Source organism: Geosporobacter subterraneus DSM 17957 (assembly GCF_900142145.1).
GTDB classification, from domain to species: Bacteria; Bacillota; Clostridia; order Peptostreptococcales; family Thermotaleaceae; genus Geosporobacter; species Geosporobacter subterraneus.
The window spans coordinates 48,233-62,966 of record NZ_FQZV01000014.1 but is presented as its reverse complement, the minus strand read 5'-3'; the positions used below and the strand labels follow the sequence as shown (position 1 = coordinate 62,966).

General features: G+C 40.1%; 14 protein-coding genes. 3 read left to right on the top strand and 11 right to left on the bottom strand.

Translation table 11 applies throughout. The features are described from left to right. Positions 1-114: 114 nt before the first annotated feature. The 10 genes from BUB56_RS06330 to BUB56_RS06285 form a co-directional block, all read right to left on the bottom strand. A complete protein-coding gene (locus BUB56_RS06330) occupies positions 115-624 on the bottom strand; it encodes a hypothetical protein (protein ID WP_110940528.1) in 510 nt (169 codons plus the stop codon). A 719-nt stretch (positions 625-1,343) separates the two neighbouring features. Continuing rightward, on the bottom strand, positions 1,344-2,690 hold the full coding sequence (locus BUB56_RS06325) for a sigma-54-dependent transcriptional regulator (RefSeq protein ID WP_110940527.1): 1,347 nt from the start codon (positions 2,688-2,690) through the stop codon (positions 1,344-1,346). Beyond that, on the bottom strand, positions 2,665-4,101 hold the full coding sequence (locus BUB56_RS06320) for a two-component system sensor histidine kinase NtrB (protein WP_110940526.1): 1,437 nt from the start codon (positions 4,099-4,101) through the stop codon (positions 2,665-2,667). Before BUB56_RS06320 ends, BUB56_RS06325 begins: the two co-directional genes overlap by 26 nt. A 540-nt stretch (positions 4,102-4,641) precedes the next feature. Beyond that, on the bottom strand, positions 4,642-4,923 hold the full coding sequence (locus BUB56_RS06315; protein ID WP_242946233.1) for a hypothetical protein: 282 nt from the start codon (positions 4,921-4,923) through the stop codon (positions 4,642-4,644). Between the two features lie 187 nt (positions 4,924-5,110). Then, positions 5,111-5,482, bottom strand: coding sequence for a prolipoprotein diacylglyceryl transferase (locus BUB56_RS06310; RefSeq protein ID WP_190014256.1), 372 nt, complete (start codon positions 5,480-5,482; stop codon positions 5,111-5,113). 156 nt (positions 5,483-5,638) lie between these two features. Then, positions 5,639-7,378, bottom strand: a complete 1,740-nt coding sequence (locus BUB56_RS06305; RefSeq protein WP_110940524.1) for an urease accessory protein UreH domain-containing protein — start codon at positions 7,376-7,378, stop codon at positions 5,639-5,641. A gap of 204 nt (positions 7,379-7,582) precedes the next feature. Then, positions 7,583-8,260, bottom strand: coding sequence for a hypothetical protein (locus BUB56_RS06300; protein ID WP_110940523.1), 678 nt, complete (start codon positions 8,258-8,260; stop codon positions 7,583-7,585). Positions 8,261-8,295: 35 nt separating this feature from the next. Continuing rightward, positions 8,296-8,631 carry a metal-sensitive transcriptional regulator gene (locus tag BUB56_RS06295; RefSeq protein WP_110940522.1) on the bottom strand — a complete coding sequence of 112 codons (336 nt, stop codon included), beginning with the start codon at positions 8,629-8,631 and terminating at the stop codon, positions 8,296-8,298. A gap of 31 nt (positions 8,632-8,662) precedes the next feature. After that, complete coding sequence (locus BUB56_RS06290; protein ID WP_110940521.1) at positions 8,663-8,878, bottom strand: heavy-metal-associated domain-containing protein; 216 nt, start codon at positions 8,876-8,878, stop codon at positions 8,663-8,665. A gap of 28 nt (positions 8,879-8,906) precedes the next feature. Then, positions 8,907-11,372, bottom strand: a complete 2,466-nt coding sequence (locus tag BUB56_RS06285) for a heavy metal translocating P-type ATPase (protein WP_110940520.1) — start codon at positions 11,370-11,372, stop codon at positions 8,907-8,909. Between the two features lie 323 nt (positions 11,373-11,695). On the opposite strand from BUB56_RS06285, the gene BUB56_RS06280 reads away from it, so the two are divergent. Genes BUB56_RS06280 through BUB56_RS06270 form a run of 3 tightly spaced genes read left to right on the top strand, consistent with a single transcriptional unit; the run spans position 11,696 to position 13,934 of the window. Then, entirely contained in the window at positions 11,696-12,490 is a 795-nt protein-coding gene (locus BUB56_RS06280; protein WP_110940519.1) for an amino acid ABC transporter substrate-binding protein, read from the top strand. Positions 12,491-12,513: 23 nt separating this feature from the next. After that, the gene (locus tag BUB56_RS06275) at positions 12,514-13,185 is read left to right on the top strand and encodes an amino acid ABC transporter permease (protein ID WP_110940518.1); all 672 of its coding nucleotides are present in this window, start codon (positions 12,514-12,516) and stop codon (positions 13,183-13,185) included. 11 nt (positions 13,186-13,196) lie between these two features. Continuing rightward, positions 13,197-13,934, top strand: coding sequence for an amino acid ABC transporter ATP-binding protein (locus BUB56_RS06270; protein ID WP_110940517.1), 738 nt, complete (start codon positions 13,197-13,199; stop codon positions 13,932-13,934). Positions 13,935-13,972: 38 nt separating this feature from the next. Here the strand turns inward: BUB56_RS06270 and BUB56_RS06265 are convergent, their stop codons facing one another. Next, entirely contained in the window at positions 13,973-14,659 is a 687-nt protein-coding gene (locus BUB56_RS06265) for a TIGR00266 family protein (protein WP_110940516.1), read from the bottom strand. Positions 14,660-14,734: the final 75 nt, after the last annotated feature.

Sequence of the window (14,734 nt, the reverse complement as noted above, 5' to 3'; positions counted from 1 at the left end):
CATCCACGTCAACTATAAATATTCTTAAAAAATAATTAAAGTTTTGTACCATTGGGGTCATCTCTCTTAAAACAAATCAGGATCTAGTAAATCTGTTCTTTTGAGCACTTTCTTTTAATGCTTTTTCATAAATACATCCCCGCCTTGGGGCACGTCAGCATTGGTTAAATAAGCATTTGCCATGGTAGATAATCCTACATGCGCTATCAATCCAATAGACAGAATTCCAGTAAGAAATATCATTTTTTCTCTTTTATTGAGTACATAACCATTCTTGATCGTATAACTAATAAAAGAAATCACGATTCCTAGAGGAATAAGATAGGAAACATAAACAGGACTCTCTTTAAAGTGGGAAATGCCCCCGCTGATCATTCCTATACCGATTGCTAATGTAAGTGATACAACGATTAGTCGAAGTACTTTACCAATGGATGCTTCTTTCTTATCTATGACAAACTCATTGATGTATGAGCCGGAACTAAATAAAAGCAAGCCAGCAGCTAAAATAATGGAATATCTCACGTAATTAAATGGCATCAATACGATACCGCTTGAAACCATACCAATTCCTAGAAAATAAATAACATAAATGATATACATGGGAATTAACTTTTTAAACATTTAACATCCTCCTAGTTTATGCTTTCTCTGCATAGTCTGCTGCTTCAACACGTAACAACGCTCATGCATCAAAGAAATCGCTATTCTTCTGTATGCATCTTCGCTGCCTTTATTAATTGTTTTTTATAGGTCAGGTCCTATGTCTGCCCGTTTTTCGGAACGACACAGGGGTCGTTCCCTACCTTCATATTTTTGACTTGCGTAGGGAACGGCCCCTGTGCCGTTCCATTGAATGTAATATTTCCTAGTCCATATTATCAGTAATATATGTCCTCCTTTCAGAGCGCTAAATACTTCGTCTATATGTATTAGCAAGTCCTATGCCAAGTCGTATTTTTTCTTATTGTACTCCTTGCTTCTTAAAGAAAGTCTTTATTCTCAATGGTTCAACGTAACTTAAATGAAGCTTTTCATTCTTTTTCAAACTATTCATACTTAAATAGTATAGATTCCATTGGTCATTTGCCACATTCACTGTGGGATTTGCAACAGTTGATTACTCCGATTCTTTGATCCATAAAAAAGTATCTTCGATGCTTTCGCTAGGAAACCCTAGGTTTCCTTCGACGGCTGCTCTGCAGCCTGAGCACCTTCCTGAATGCGGGCAGGGGATTACATCCCCTACAACCCCTTTTTTATATAATAGGAAAGCAGAACTTTCCTATTATATAAAAATAACCCCTCAACTGAGGGGTTTCGCATCAAGTTGCTCCGAAATTTTATTTCATTCCATGCTTCTCCATTCTGTAGATCAGGGTGTGTCTTGTAATCCCCAGCAGCTTCGCTGCCTGGGTCTGATTATTGTCTGTTCGCCGAAGAGCTTGTTCAATAAAACTTTTCTCAAGCTGGTCTAAATCAATGCCTTGCTCAGGCAGCTCAAAAACCTTGCCGTCACTGTTCTGAGAGATCACTTCCTTAGGTAGCGCCATTTTTGAAACCTGCTCCCCTTGGTTTAGAATAACAATTCTCTCTATAACATTCTCCAGTTCCCTAATATTACCTTTCCACGGATAGTTTATCAAAATATCTATGGCCTCTTTATCAAAGCTGATCTTGTTCCTTCCCATCTCCTTACAGAACTTTTCCACGAAATGATCGATTAATGATGGAATATCTGCTTTTCTATGCCTTAAAGGAGGCAGTTCGATAGGAATTACATTCAAACGATAAAACAGGTCCTCCCGAAAGGTTCCCTGATTGACCATTTCTCTTAAATCCCGATTAGTGGCGGCAATTACTCGTACATTTGCTTTTATGGTTTCGATACCTCCAACCCGCTCAAACTCTTTCTCCTGCAGTACCCGGAGAAGCTTTACCTGAACTGCTGGTGTAAGCTCCCCTACTTCATCCAGAAAAATAGTTCCCCCCTCTGCTCTTTCAAATCTTCCCGGTTTTCTAGCAACGGCACCGGTAAAAGCGCCTTTCTCATGTCCAAAGAGTTCACTCTCCAATAGCCCTTCCGGTAATGCCCCGCAGTTTACTTTTATATAGGGTTTGTCCCTTCGGCTGCCATTATAATGGATAGCATTGGCAATAAGTTCTTTTCCTGTTCCGCTTTCACCGGTAATGAGTACTGTTGCGTTGCTGTTAGCTACCCGATTTACAATCTCCAACACCTCATTCATTTTCTCACTGCTGCCAATAATACTCTTTCCCGTACTGCGTTCCAGCTCTTCTGTCAAAAAAGCAATCTGCTGCTGCATATTTCCAATGTCCAGAGCTCTTTCGATAATAATTTTTAGTTCGTCTATATCAAAGGGCTTTGACAGATAGTCCAATGCACCCAGCTTCATTGCCTCAACAGCACTTTCCATGGTACCATGGGCTGTTAGCATAATTACTGGTATTTTATCATTCATTCTTCTTATTTTCTTTAGTGCTTCCATACCATCCAGCTTTGGCATGCGCAGGTCCAATAGTATGAGGTCCGGTTCCTCTTCCATTGTCAGCTTTACCGCTTCCTCTCCATCAGAAGCAGTAATCAGTCGGTACCGTTCATCCTTCAGTGCCTTCTTCATCGCCCAGATCATATTTTTCTCATCATCTGCGATTAAAATCTTCTTCATTTTTTCCATCTCCTTGTATATGATTCTTGGGTAAGTACACATGAATCGTCGTTCCCACATTTTTTGTGCTCTCTATCTCTATATAACCTTTATGCTCTTCAATAATGCGGTGGGTTATAGCCAATCCTAAACCGGTTCCCTTTTCTTTTGTGGTAAAAAATGGTTCAAATACCTTCTCTAGCTTTGCTGTATCAATTCCAATACCTTTATCCGTAAAGGCAATCTTAACCCAATGATCATTTGTATCTAGGCATATTACAAATGATCCGCCTTGAGGCATTGCTTGTATGCCGTTGATGATAATATTCACGAAGGCCTGCTTTAATTTATCGGCATCCGCAAAGATAATCTCATCTTTAGCATACTGGCTATAAATGCTTACCTTGTGCTGCTCCGCATATTTATTGACGATTCTAACTACATCATCTACAATCAATGCAATGCTTTGGTATTTGCTGTGGAAAACACTTGGTTTTGCAAAATCTAATAATCCTTGAATCACCTTATTGGCCCGATCAATTTCTGATTCTATGATTTGCAGTCCCTCTTTCGTTTCTTCATCTTCTATTTCCCTGGAAATAGTCTGAGATATGGTTTTAATAATCCCGAGGGGATTGCGGACCTCATGGGCAATTCCCGATGCTAATTCCCCAACCGCTGACAATTTATCTGTGCGCCTTATATGCTGCTCAAGCTTTTCAATCTGTGTAATATCCTCAATAACCAGTACCATGCCCTCCAGTTTATTTTGACGATTCTTAAGGGGATACCCGTGAATCCGTAAACTTATTTTATGGTCTGGACCCCTATAGTTATAGGTTTCATACCGGTGAATATGACCCTCACGGGCCATTGCATCAGACAATATCCCCTTTACCTTCCCCGCTTCTTCAAAGTACTCATATATATATTGATTACCTGAATTTTCCGGGAAGCATAATATATGCTTCCCCTCTCTGTTGATAGATTGAATCTTCAATTCCTGATCAATAGCAACTACACCTTCCAGAATACTGTTTAATATATTCTCCGTATAGTTTTCCAGATCTGTCAATTTGGTTATTTGCAGCTCCAACAGCTTTCTTACTCTTGATTCTGATTCTACTAAAGCACCGGTAATGCCTCCAATGATTATGAACATCAATGCTTCTAATAATTGATTGATTACATTGATGTTCAACCTGCCAAAGTAGATCAGCAAATGGGGTGCATAGACCAAAATCACCGTCATGGAAGAGAGAAAAGCTCCCTTTAGCTTAAATTTAAAGGCAGCAAGTATGATGGGGATATAGTATAATCGACGATAAAAATCGTGAAATGCCCATATGGATGGTAAAGTAAAGTAATGCAGCAAAGTAATAATACATATGCTGATAATGATAAACCATTTATATTTATTCCCTGAGGTCATATACTCACCTTCTTAATTGTTATAGCTCTATTTTATCGCAATATGGACAATGTCTCCATTGAATATTTATAGTTTTCCACAATCATGACATTTCTTCCTTAAGGGTTCTTTGCATTGGAGACAACAACGTAAATCTTCTTTGATCTCATGTCCACAGCTATGACATATATTGCTTCCCATATCTATATTACAATTAAAGTGCTTTTCATAGATGTAGTACATAGTCCCCGTCAGCAAAATCATGCCAATGAGTATCATGTTTTTTCACCTCATCTTTCATGCTTTCTATTCATAGAATCGCAAAAGATATTTCATTATATGATAGCTGATTTTTATTCTATTGTTTACTTTATTTACATGCAAAAGTCATGCCTTTTGTAAAAACTTTAATAGGAACAGAATCCTGGACAATTTGTTTTATCATCAAGATTCTGCTATTGAATTTCAGTCCACTGTAGCAGCATATAGAACAATGAAAAATTTCTGCCATAATAAAAGCACCCTGCAAAAGGGTGCTCTTAAGGTGCTTATGCGAATCTACTATTCCTGATCTGCCTTATATTCTTCCCGGTTTCCCCCATGACAGGAGCCATGGCCTGATTTTCTCATCATAAACATCATGCCTATATGCATTAACGGACAAAGTAAGAACGCATAGGAAGCCAATCGCCCTCCTCCTAGACCTAAAAAAGGTACTGCTGCAATTACTAGGATTGGCAGCATGCAGCAAAGAATCATCATTAAGCCATGCTTCAGTCCCATCTTGTGTCCACCTTTAACGCTTTCGTGACAGCTTTGCTTTTTTTCATGAATCTTTTCCATTATTTATTCCCCCTTATTATAGTGTTCCATGAATAAAGTAGTAAAACCATAAACCTATGCCGGCAATTGCTGTCATAAGCATATATTCACTATTTCCTACAATTACTGTGTCATTTGACTCATTCATTTGTAGATTTTCATGCTTTGTTTTTATAATCTTCCCAGCCAATTCTTCCGACTGCCTGTCCTAGTATAATCCCCGGGCAAAGGTATCGGCCGCCTTCCAGAATGGAATTTTCTTTTTCTTGGTATACCAGCAGCCAAACAATGCTCCCGTGATTAGAGCTCCTTGTATAGATAAACCGCCTTGTTGAATCATCAGTATTTCCACAGGATTGCTTAGATAATGCTCTATATTAAACAGGGCAATATAATATAATCTTGCTCCTGCTATAGCGGCAAATATGGTATATACCGCCAGATCCAGCATGCTCTGCTGTTCTAAGCCCTTTCTTTTCGCTTCCCGTATCATCACCCACAAACCTGCTGCCATGCCCAGCATAATGGTGATCCCAAAGAGATAAATCGTAAAGTGTCCAATGCTGGATATCGGTTTCAACCGGTCTCCCCCTTTCGATACCATTACAATGCAACAGTTATGCCAAAAAACTTTTCTCAATTTATCTGGCCCTTCAATGCCCTATTCTCATTCTATTGCGGCATATCCTACACATCCCAAAGGATATCCTACATATGGATAAACTTAATTAGGTTTCTAATGGCAGCTGGCACCTGCACCATCAGGTATCTCAATGATTGTATCTTCTAATTTCTTCAAATCTGCGGCATTTAAATCATTGACAATCACAATTTTACCTACAAATTCCTCTACACCAGATGTAAAGATGAGTTCACCAGAATTTTGGGGAGTAAATTTGATTTCATTTTCTCCTTTTCTTAATGGTTGTGTAAATCCGGCATCGGGTATGGTTACAATGCTGTTGAACCAGTCGATCTCCTCCACATTAATCACCCAGCGGGTTGGAATTCCTTTTTGTACTACAAGGATATTCGGACTATAGGATGAACTGTCTACGTTCATTTCAACGATCTGTGCATTCCCTTCGATTTTAGCCGCAGCAGCCTTATTCTCCACAATTGTCAATATCTTCCCACTTTCATCAGGAGAATCAATCTTTCCTGAATTGCTGTTTTCAATGGCATCGAGATTCTTCACTGCTGTAATTCTCGTAGTAATCATCCCCATCCAACAGCTGATTCGGATTGTCCCTTCCTTTGTGGGCATAAATTCCAGCACCGGATCTGCCGAGGTCAAGTCCGCTTGGACTCCGTATTCTGGAATGACGATAGGATTGTTACACCCATTAATGCTCTGTACATCCAGCTTAATTTTCACGGGAACACCTACCTGGACAAATTGCGCATCCGGTATATATCCCCTACTGGTGACTGCCATATTTATTATCTGCTTGCCATCTTCCATTACAACCTGTTTTGTTTCACTTTGAAGGTTTTTTGCTAATCCAAAATCCATTGCAACACCGGACAATGCCAGTCCACGGTTGAGCATTACGATGCCTAGCACCATCACCAAAGCTGCACTAATTTTCATCATGTTTCTGCTTAATCTACCACTGATCATGGAAGTAATGGCGCCGAAAGAGTAAAGCAATGGTACTGTACCTAGGCTGAAAAAGAACATAGACAGTGCACCCTTTGTAATACTTCCTGTTCCCAGTGCATACAACTGCATGGTCTGCAGGGGTCCACAGGGCATAAAACCATTAAAAAGTCCAACGATAAAGGGCCTCATAGGATTGGATGTGCTGATTTTTCCGGGTTTAAGTCCTGGGATTCTAAATCCTAAAAGATTAGGTAATTGAAGGATGTTCAGCATTTTGAGTCCCAGTAAAATCATGAATATGCCAGCTCCAATTGCTATAGTCCCTTTAAACTGTCCTGATGGAGTAATTACAGCACCTAATCCCCCTACAATTCCCCCAATAATCGTATAGGATGCTACTCTTCCAGCATTGTATAGAAATGATGGCATAAATTTCCCCTTGTCTTCCCTTGTGTTGACGCTTTGAGACAATGCAATTCCGCCGCACATTGCAATACAGTGCACAGAAGTTAAAAGACCTACCAGAAAAATCAAGCTGTAGCTCATGCCTTCTGATACCTGCGGGATGAAGTTGAAGCCGATTGTATTTTGTATGATATAAAAACCTCCAAATAAAAGAATCAGTAGAGGCATAATACCCTTCATAGAATTCTTTGGTTTTTCCAATACTGCGTATCCCAATCTTTCAATTATTTCTACGATGCTCTTCTTAGAAATTCTGTCGCTTTCAATAGAGATTTCCACCTTCCCCCGTTGAAAGGAAGCCATTACATGATTAATTCCCTCAACCCCTGCAAGCACAGTCTCTATTCTCTTTTCACAGCTCCCACAGGTCATGCCGTCAATAAACAGTGTAATCTTTCTTTCCATATTCTCACCCCTATTTCTATTTGATTTGCAATTTCATACACATTTTCGCATCATAAAAGCATCATAAAAGCAAAAACCGTGCCAGAATAGAAGTTCATTCTGAACACGGCTTTTTACAAAGCTCTGGTGTGTAATTTTTCCTATAGAATAGGTCTTAATCCATTCTTACTGTATCTTTTCATACTACACCTGTAGCATATGCCACTATTTTAAGTCAAAGGGTTTCAGCAACTTATCCACTTCAAACTTTTTCCCATTTTCCATCATCTCTACCTTTGCAAATACCCATCCTTCTACCTGTTCAGGATTCACGCCAGCATCGATAAATGGTTGTGGATTTAATACAAATACGATATCCTTATCGTTCTTTGTCATATCCTTGGCCCATTCAAACATATTGCCATCCCCTAGGGCAATCCCATAATGATCTAAAGCTTCATGGTATCCGATAAGACTTCTTTTTGCTTCCACAATCTTTTTAAAGGAATCTAACGGTTTTGCTTCCCCACTGTAACTAAACTTTTCATCCCCTAAAGCAAAGTTTAGTGATAATCTACCAGTTGACGGATCATAGCTATAGTTTTCCGGTAGTTTGGTTACATCTAGTCCTGCACTAATATAGGGTGCTGCATCAAATTCAATAATGCTGTCAGCTTCCGTAGCGCTAAAATCCTTACTCCACTTGAATTCATCCCCTGCAGGTGACTCTAATGTCCAGGTTCCTTTTTCCTCATCAAAGGACACATTATCCGATGCGGCATTTAACATCTCTTCGAAGGAGGTTACAGCTACTTTACCAACTACATCTGTTGACTGGCATGCAGTAAACAGGAGTGTTGCACCAAGAATTGCTGCTAATAATAATCTCTTTTTTCTTTTCATTCTAATTCCTCCAGTTTATATGACTTTACATAGGTTTATTTCATCATTTTTTCTATGGTATACAATAGCTCATCCACAACTTCATTCTCTCCAGCCTGAATTCTGCTGATCAAGCAGCTTTTCATGTGACTTTCCAGCAAAAGCTTGCTAACGGATTTCATGGCTGATTGAACTGCTGCTATTTGGATGAGTACATCATCACAATAAACATCCTTCTCAATCATTCCCTTGATCCCCCGTACCTGCCCTTCAATACGATTCAATCGAGAAACTAAAGCTTGCTTGGTTTTAGCCGATCTATTGGCTAATCTGTGATGGCCATCTCCTCCACAACAAGCCATTGTTTCCATATCCTTATCAAGATCATCCATTGGACATCCTCCGTTCTAAACAGATTTCTTATTAGATGCCTTTAATCCCTACTACCTCGTATCCTGCTTCTTCAATAGCTCCTTTGATTTGCTCATCGGATAATTCATGATTCGATTCTACTACTGCATTCTTACCCTTCAGATCTACTACTACTTCTACTACTCCTTCCAATTCCTTTAACGCTTCCTCTACGTGTCTCACACAGTGACCGCAGCTCATACCTTCAATAGATACTAGTTTTTTCATTTTTATTTCCTCCTCATAATCAATATTTTTATTTATAGGGTTTAAAGTTTTTGAGTCTTAAGGCATTGGTTAATACGGATACCGAACTGAGTGACATGGCCGCCGCAGCAAATACCGGGTTCAACTTTGGTCCACCGAATGCGTATAGCAATCCTGCCGCCAGCGGAATTCCTGCTACGTTATAGGCAAAGGCCCAGAATAGATTTTGCTTGATATTTCTTAGGGTACTCTTGCTGAGCTGGATCGCAGTAGGCACATCCATTAAATCACTTCTCATGAGTACGATGTCTGCAGATTCCATAGCTACGTCTGTACCAGATCCGATAGCAATTCCTATATCCGCTTGTGCCAGTGCCGGCGCATCATTGATACCATCTCCAACCATGGCTACTTTCTTTCCTTCTTCCTGCAGCTTTTTCACTTCATTTGCTTTATCTCCGGGCAATACTTCCGCTAAAACTCTATCGATTCCAACCTGTTTTGCAATTGCCTGTGCAGTTTTCTTGTTATCACCGGTTATCATGGCTACTTCAATGCCCATTTCATGAAGCTTTCGAATAGCCTTAGCACTGCTTTCCTTTACAATATCTGCTACTGCAATGATTCCAGCCAATTGGCTGTCTATAGCCATGTACATGGGTGTTTTACCTTCTGAAGCCAATCGATCGGATTCTTCCTCCAGTTGTGCCAGCTCAATATTTCTTTCTACCATAAGCTTTCTATTTCCTAGGAGTATTATCTGTCCCTCTATTTCTACCTCTATGCCATGACCAGGAATGGCTAGGAATCGGTCTAGTTTCAACATCTCCAAGTTTTCCTTCTCTGCTCCTCGAACAATGGCTTCACCCAACGGATGCTCAGACCCTTTCTCGGCAGATGCAGCAATTTGAAGCAGCCTGTTCCTGTCAATCACATCGGTGTGGACAATATCCGTAACTTCAGGTCTACCTTCCGTAATGGTTCCGGTTTTATCAAATACGATGGTCTGTACTTTATGGGTTGTTTCTAATGCCTCTCCACCCTTAATGAGCACTCCATACTCAGCACCTTTTCCCGTTCCAACCATGATGGCAGTTGGTGTGGCTAAGCCAAGGGCGCAAGGGCAGGCAATCACCAGTACTGCGATAAAAATTGTAAGAGCGAAGACCGCGTCTTGACCAGTAAAATACCAAATCGCTGCCGAAAGGGTGGCAATCACAAATACAATCGGTACAAAGTATCCGGATACAATATCAGCCATCTGAGCAATCGGTGCCTTAGAACCCTGTGCATCCTCAACCAGCTTGATAATCTGAGCTAGTGCCGTATCGCTGCCTACTTTTGTAGCTCTGAACTTAATAGAACCATGCTTATTGATACTTGCCCCGATTACTTTATCTCCTACTTTTTTGTCTACGGGAATACTTTCCCCTGTTAGCATAGATTCATCGATGGTTGTATGCCCTTCAATGACCTCTCCATCCACAGGGATTTTTTCACCGGGCTTCACGAGTATAATATCCCCTACTTCCACTTCTTCTATCGGTATTTCTATTTCTTTATCATCCTGAATTACTATCGCTGTTTTTGGAGCCAATCCCATTAGTTTCTTAATTGCTTCAGAGGTTCTGCCTTTCGATACAGCTTCCAGATATTTCCCCAACAAAATCAATGTAATGATTACACCGGCAGTTTCAAAATATAAATCATCCACATACATGAAATCATAAATCGAGATTCTATAAATAGAATAAATACTGTAAATGACCGCTGCAGCAGTACCCATGGCAATCAAGGAATCCATATTGGGGCTTCGACGGATAATCGCCTTAAATCCTACTGTATAGAACCTGTAGCCCGCTATGATTACGGGAATTGTTAATGCCAATTCTACTAACCCATATAGTAGTGGAAACTGCATGGGCTCCAGCCATGCTGGCAGCTTCCAGCCTAACCATGGCACCATTGGTCCCATGGCAATATATACAAGGGGCACAGTAAATATGGCTGATATGACAAATTTGATCCAAAGAGTTTTAATCTCTTTTTCTTTTCTTTCCTTGTCTTCATCCACCCGATTTTTATTCTCTATCTCTAAAGGCGTATAGCCCGCCTTTATGATGGTTTGCTTGATCTCGGACAGTCTTACATCTTTAGGATTATATTTAACGCTTACCTTTTCGGTAGCAAAATTAACGGCAACGCTCTCAACCCCTTGTAGTTTTCCGACTGCCTTTTCAATAGCCTTGGCGCATGCAGCGCAGGTCATCCCGGACACAGGCATAGAGACTTCTTTGGTCTCCTTTTCTTCCTCTGCTTCGTATCCGGCTTTTGAAACAGCCGCTTTAATTTGTTCTATTGATACCTTCTCAGCATCAAAATCTACATTCATTTTTTCCGTTGCATAATTCACGCTAACCTTTTCCACACCATCCAGCTTCCCTACAGCCCTTTCTGCTGCCTTGGCGCATGCGGCACAGGTCATGCCTAGAATCTTTAGATTTTCATTCCTCATCTTTTTCACTCCTTCAAATCCCTTAAGGACGTCCTAAGCAATATAGTGTATATTCATTATAAAGATTATACCATACCCCCGTGGGGTATCTTGATTCTATATTACTCCTTCTTCACAATCCTGTCAATATATTCTTTTCATAATTTCTTTTTTTATTTTTTCCTTTTTCGTAATTCTCATGATTGCTTTTCCTTTCTTAATTCTAATAGGTAATCTACCTCACTATTACCCAAAAAAAGTTACCAGTTGACATAAATATTTTGTGATGGTAGAATAATTTCATAAATTCATATCAAATTACTATGATTTAGGAGGAGAATAGTATGCAATTTAAGAAAAGGTCATTAGCTTTGATATCACTGGCTTTATTGATGTTGGTTATAGCCGTTGGCTGTAAATCAATTCCTAGTAGTAAAGTAGGAAATCCAACGATTACGATCGGTACATCTGGAGGTTATCCCCCCTTTACCTTTATGAATTCCGAAGGTAAGCTAGATGGATTCGAAATAGATGTATGGAATGAAATCAGCAAAAGAATTGGCTATGAAGTAAAGTTTGAAACTGCAGAATTTAGTGGTTTGTTTGGAATGCTGGATACAGGTAAAATCAATACCATATCTAATCAAATTACCATTACAGAGCAACGAAAAGAGAAATATTTATTTCCCACGCCTTACGTATTCTCTGGTGCGCAGTTAGTTGTTAAAAAGGGCAATGAGGATATTAAATCTCTGGAGGATCTGAAAGGTAAAAAAGTAGGTGTTAGTTTAGGATCAAATTATGAACAGCTTATTAAAGAATATGATGTTAACAATGAAATTAACGTAATCACCTATGAAGATTTTATTGGTTCCCTTCAAGATGTAGCTATCGGCAGAATCGATGCCGTGATGAACGATAAGCTTGCGGGGATAATCAATATTCAGAAATCCGGATTAGATCTTCAACTAGGCGGAGATCCTGTAAAATCACTGGAAAATTCTTTTCCTTTTGTAAAAAATGATGATAACAAAGCTTTAATTGAGAAAATAGATAAGGCCATCCTTGAAATGAGACAAGATGGTACTCTAGAAAAAATCTCTAACAAATGGTTTAACACAGATATCACAAGCAAATAAATCTAGAGTGGCAGGTAATAAAAATGAATCTGAATATCGATACAGCATTCATGCTGGAGGTCTCTCCAAGAGTCTTTCAATACGTCCATGTAACTCTGAGTTTAACCTTCATTGCTTCATTGATTGCCTTATGCATAGGGACGACACTGGCATTGATTGCAACCTATAGAATCAGACTTCTATATCCCTTATCAAGGGTTTATATATCCTTTTTTAGGGGGACACCCTTGCTGGTACAATTATTCCTACTTTACTATGGGATACCTCAAATCATCCCGCAATTTTCCAGAATGAATGCGTATACAGCAGCCTTCATCGGCTTAGGTCTTCACAGTGCTGCTTATATGGCCGAATCTATACGAGGAGCCATTCAATCCATAGACAAAGGACAAATAGAAGCATGCTTATCTGTAGGAATGACTCCCTGGCAAGGCATGAAAAGGATTGTCCTTCCCCAAGCAGCCCGTGTTGCCATTCCTTCTCTGGGCAATAGTCTGGTTGATTTGGTGAAGAGTTCCTCCCTGGCCTTTACTTTAGGTGTACCGGAAATGTTGGCACAAGCCAAAATGTCAGCTGCAGCCACCTATAAATTTTTTGAAAGCTATTTAGTAGTCTTAATGGTTTACTGGCTTATTACAATCTGTATGAGTTATTTTTTAGGAAAGCTGGAAACACGTTTGAATAAAGCCTATTAGAGGGTGATTCTATGATTAAAATACAAAATCTGCATAAAAGCTTTGGAAATAACCCGGTTTTACGGGGAATTGATTTAGAAATAAGTCAGGGAGAAGTAGTCGTTATTATCGGTCCCTCCGGCTCCGGTAAATCAACCCTATTAAGATGCCTTAATTATTTAGAAGCTCCTGATCAAGGAACCATAGAAATAAACGGTTTTCAAGTAGATGCAGAAAAAGCCCGTAAACAGGAAATCCGTAACATTCGCAAAGCCAGCGCCATGGTATTTCAAAGCTATAATCTTTTCAAAAATAAGACGGCCTTAGAGAACATAACAGAAGCCTTAATAACTGTGAAGAAAATGTCCAAAGCTGAAGCCCAATTAGCTGGTGATGCATTATTGACACAGGTTGGACTGCTTGAAAAACGCGACCAATATCCGTCTCGTTTATCTGGCGGTCAGCAGCAGCGAATCGGTATCGCTAGAGCTATGGCAGTAAATCCCCATGTCATATTATTCGATGAGCCGACTTCCGCCTTAGATCCTGAATTAGTCGGAGAGGTTCTAAGTGTTATCCGTAGTTTGGCAGAAAAACACATGACCATGATCATTGTTACCCATGAAATGAGCTTTGCCAGAGATGTAGCAGATCGAGTAATATTTATGGATCATGGGGCAATCATTGAGCAGGGCTCACCAGAAGAAATCTTTTGTGCGCCAAAGCATGAAAGAACACAAAGGTTTTTAAAACAGATCATTGGAAAATAGAAAAAACTCCTTCAACGGAGTCTTTTCTATTTTTTGTATTAATCACTTTTCCCTGTTGGCAGGAATGGCAGCAGTTGACCTGCCAGATTTGGAATCGGCATGGTTTGAAGCCATACCTTTCCCGGTCCCCTCAATCGGGTCAGGAACAATCCTTCTCCACCAAAAAGCATATTGGTAATCCCTTTGACTCTCTCGATCTCAAACTGTACAGTGGGCTCAAACATTGCCACATGCCCGGTATCAACCTTTAGCTCCTCCCCTGACCTAAGATCGTACTCAATCACCGAACCGTCAATTTCTACAAAAATCGTCCCCGGCCCAGTAATCCGCTGCAATATAAACCCTTCCCCGCCAAATAGTCCCGCACTAAAACGCTGCTTAAAGTGAATCTCCAGCTTTGCAGACCGCTCTCCTACTAAGAAGCTTCGTTTCTGACAGATCACAGACTGTCCTCCTTGCAGGCTTAAAGGAATAATCGTCCCTGGGAAGGAAGATGGGAAAGCAATAGTGCCAGTAGATTCCCGGCAGGTATAGTTGGTCATAAACAGGGACTCTCCTGAGAGCTTTCTGGCAAGTCCCCCCAAAAGACCGCCTTCCATATTGGTATCCATGTCAAATCCGGCAGTCATCCATCCCATGCCGCCAGATTCCGTAAAAACCGACTCTCCCCGCTGAAGCTCAAGGATCACCACCGGCAGGTTTCCTCCTCTTATCTCGTATTTCATCCTACACCCCTCCAATTCTTATATCCATTATTTATTATACTCTTCTCCACCTATTTCCATTATCCTTTTTTCCGC

Bases quoted from the DNA above. Each gene is read 5' to 3' on its own strand.
- BUB56_RS06330 (WP_110940528.1), bottom strand. From the start codon at position 624: ATGTTTAAAAAGTTAATTCCCATGTATATCATTTATGTTATTTATTTT.
- BUB56_RS06325 (WP_110940527.1), bottom strand. From the start codon at position 2,690: ATGAAGAAGATTTTAATCGCAGATGATGAGAAAAATATGATCTGGGCG.
- BUB56_RS06320 (WP_110940526.1), bottom strand. From the start codon at position 4,101: ATGACCTCAGGGAATAAATATAAATGGTTTATCATTATCAGCATATGT.
- BUB56_RS06315 (WP_242946233.1), bottom strand. From the start codon at position 4,923: ATGGAAAAGATTCATGAAAAAAAGCAAAGCTGTCACGAAAGCGTTAAA.
- BUB56_RS06305 (WP_110940524.1), bottom strand. From the start codon at position 7,378: ATGGAAAGAAAGATTACACTGTTTATTGACGGCATGACCTGTGGGAGC.
- BUB56_RS06300 (WP_110940523.1), bottom strand. From the start codon at position 8,260: ATGAAAAGAAAAAAGAGATTATTATTAGCAGCAATTCTTGGTGCAACA.
- BUB56_RS06295 (WP_110940522.1), bottom strand. From the start codon at position 8,631: ATGGATGATCTTGATAAGGATATGGAAACAATGGCTTGTTGTGGAGGA.
- BUB56_RS06290 (WP_110940521.1), bottom strand. From the start codon at position 8,878: ATGAAAAAACTAGTATCTATTGAAGGTATGAGCTGCGGTCACTGTGTG.
- BUB56_RS06285 (WP_110940520.1), bottom strand. From the start codon at position 11,372: ATGAGGAATGAAAATCTAAAGATTCTAGGCATGACCTGTGCCGCATGC.
- BUB56_RS06280 (WP_110940519.1), top strand. From the start codon at position 11,696: ATGCAATTTAAGAAAAGGTCATTAGCTTTGATATCACTGGCTTTATTG.
- BUB56_RS06275 (WP_110940518.1), top strand. From the start codon at position 12,514: ATGAATCTGAATATCGATACAGCATTCATGCTGGAGGTCTCTCCAAGA.
- BUB56_RS06270 (WP_110940517.1), top strand. From the start codon at position 13,197: ATGATTAAAATACAAAATCTGCATAAAAGCTTTGGAAATAACCCGGTT.
- BUB56_RS06265 (WP_110940516.1), bottom strand. From the start codon at position 14,659: ATGAAATACGAGATAAGAGGAGGAAACCTGCCGGTGGTGATCCTTGAG.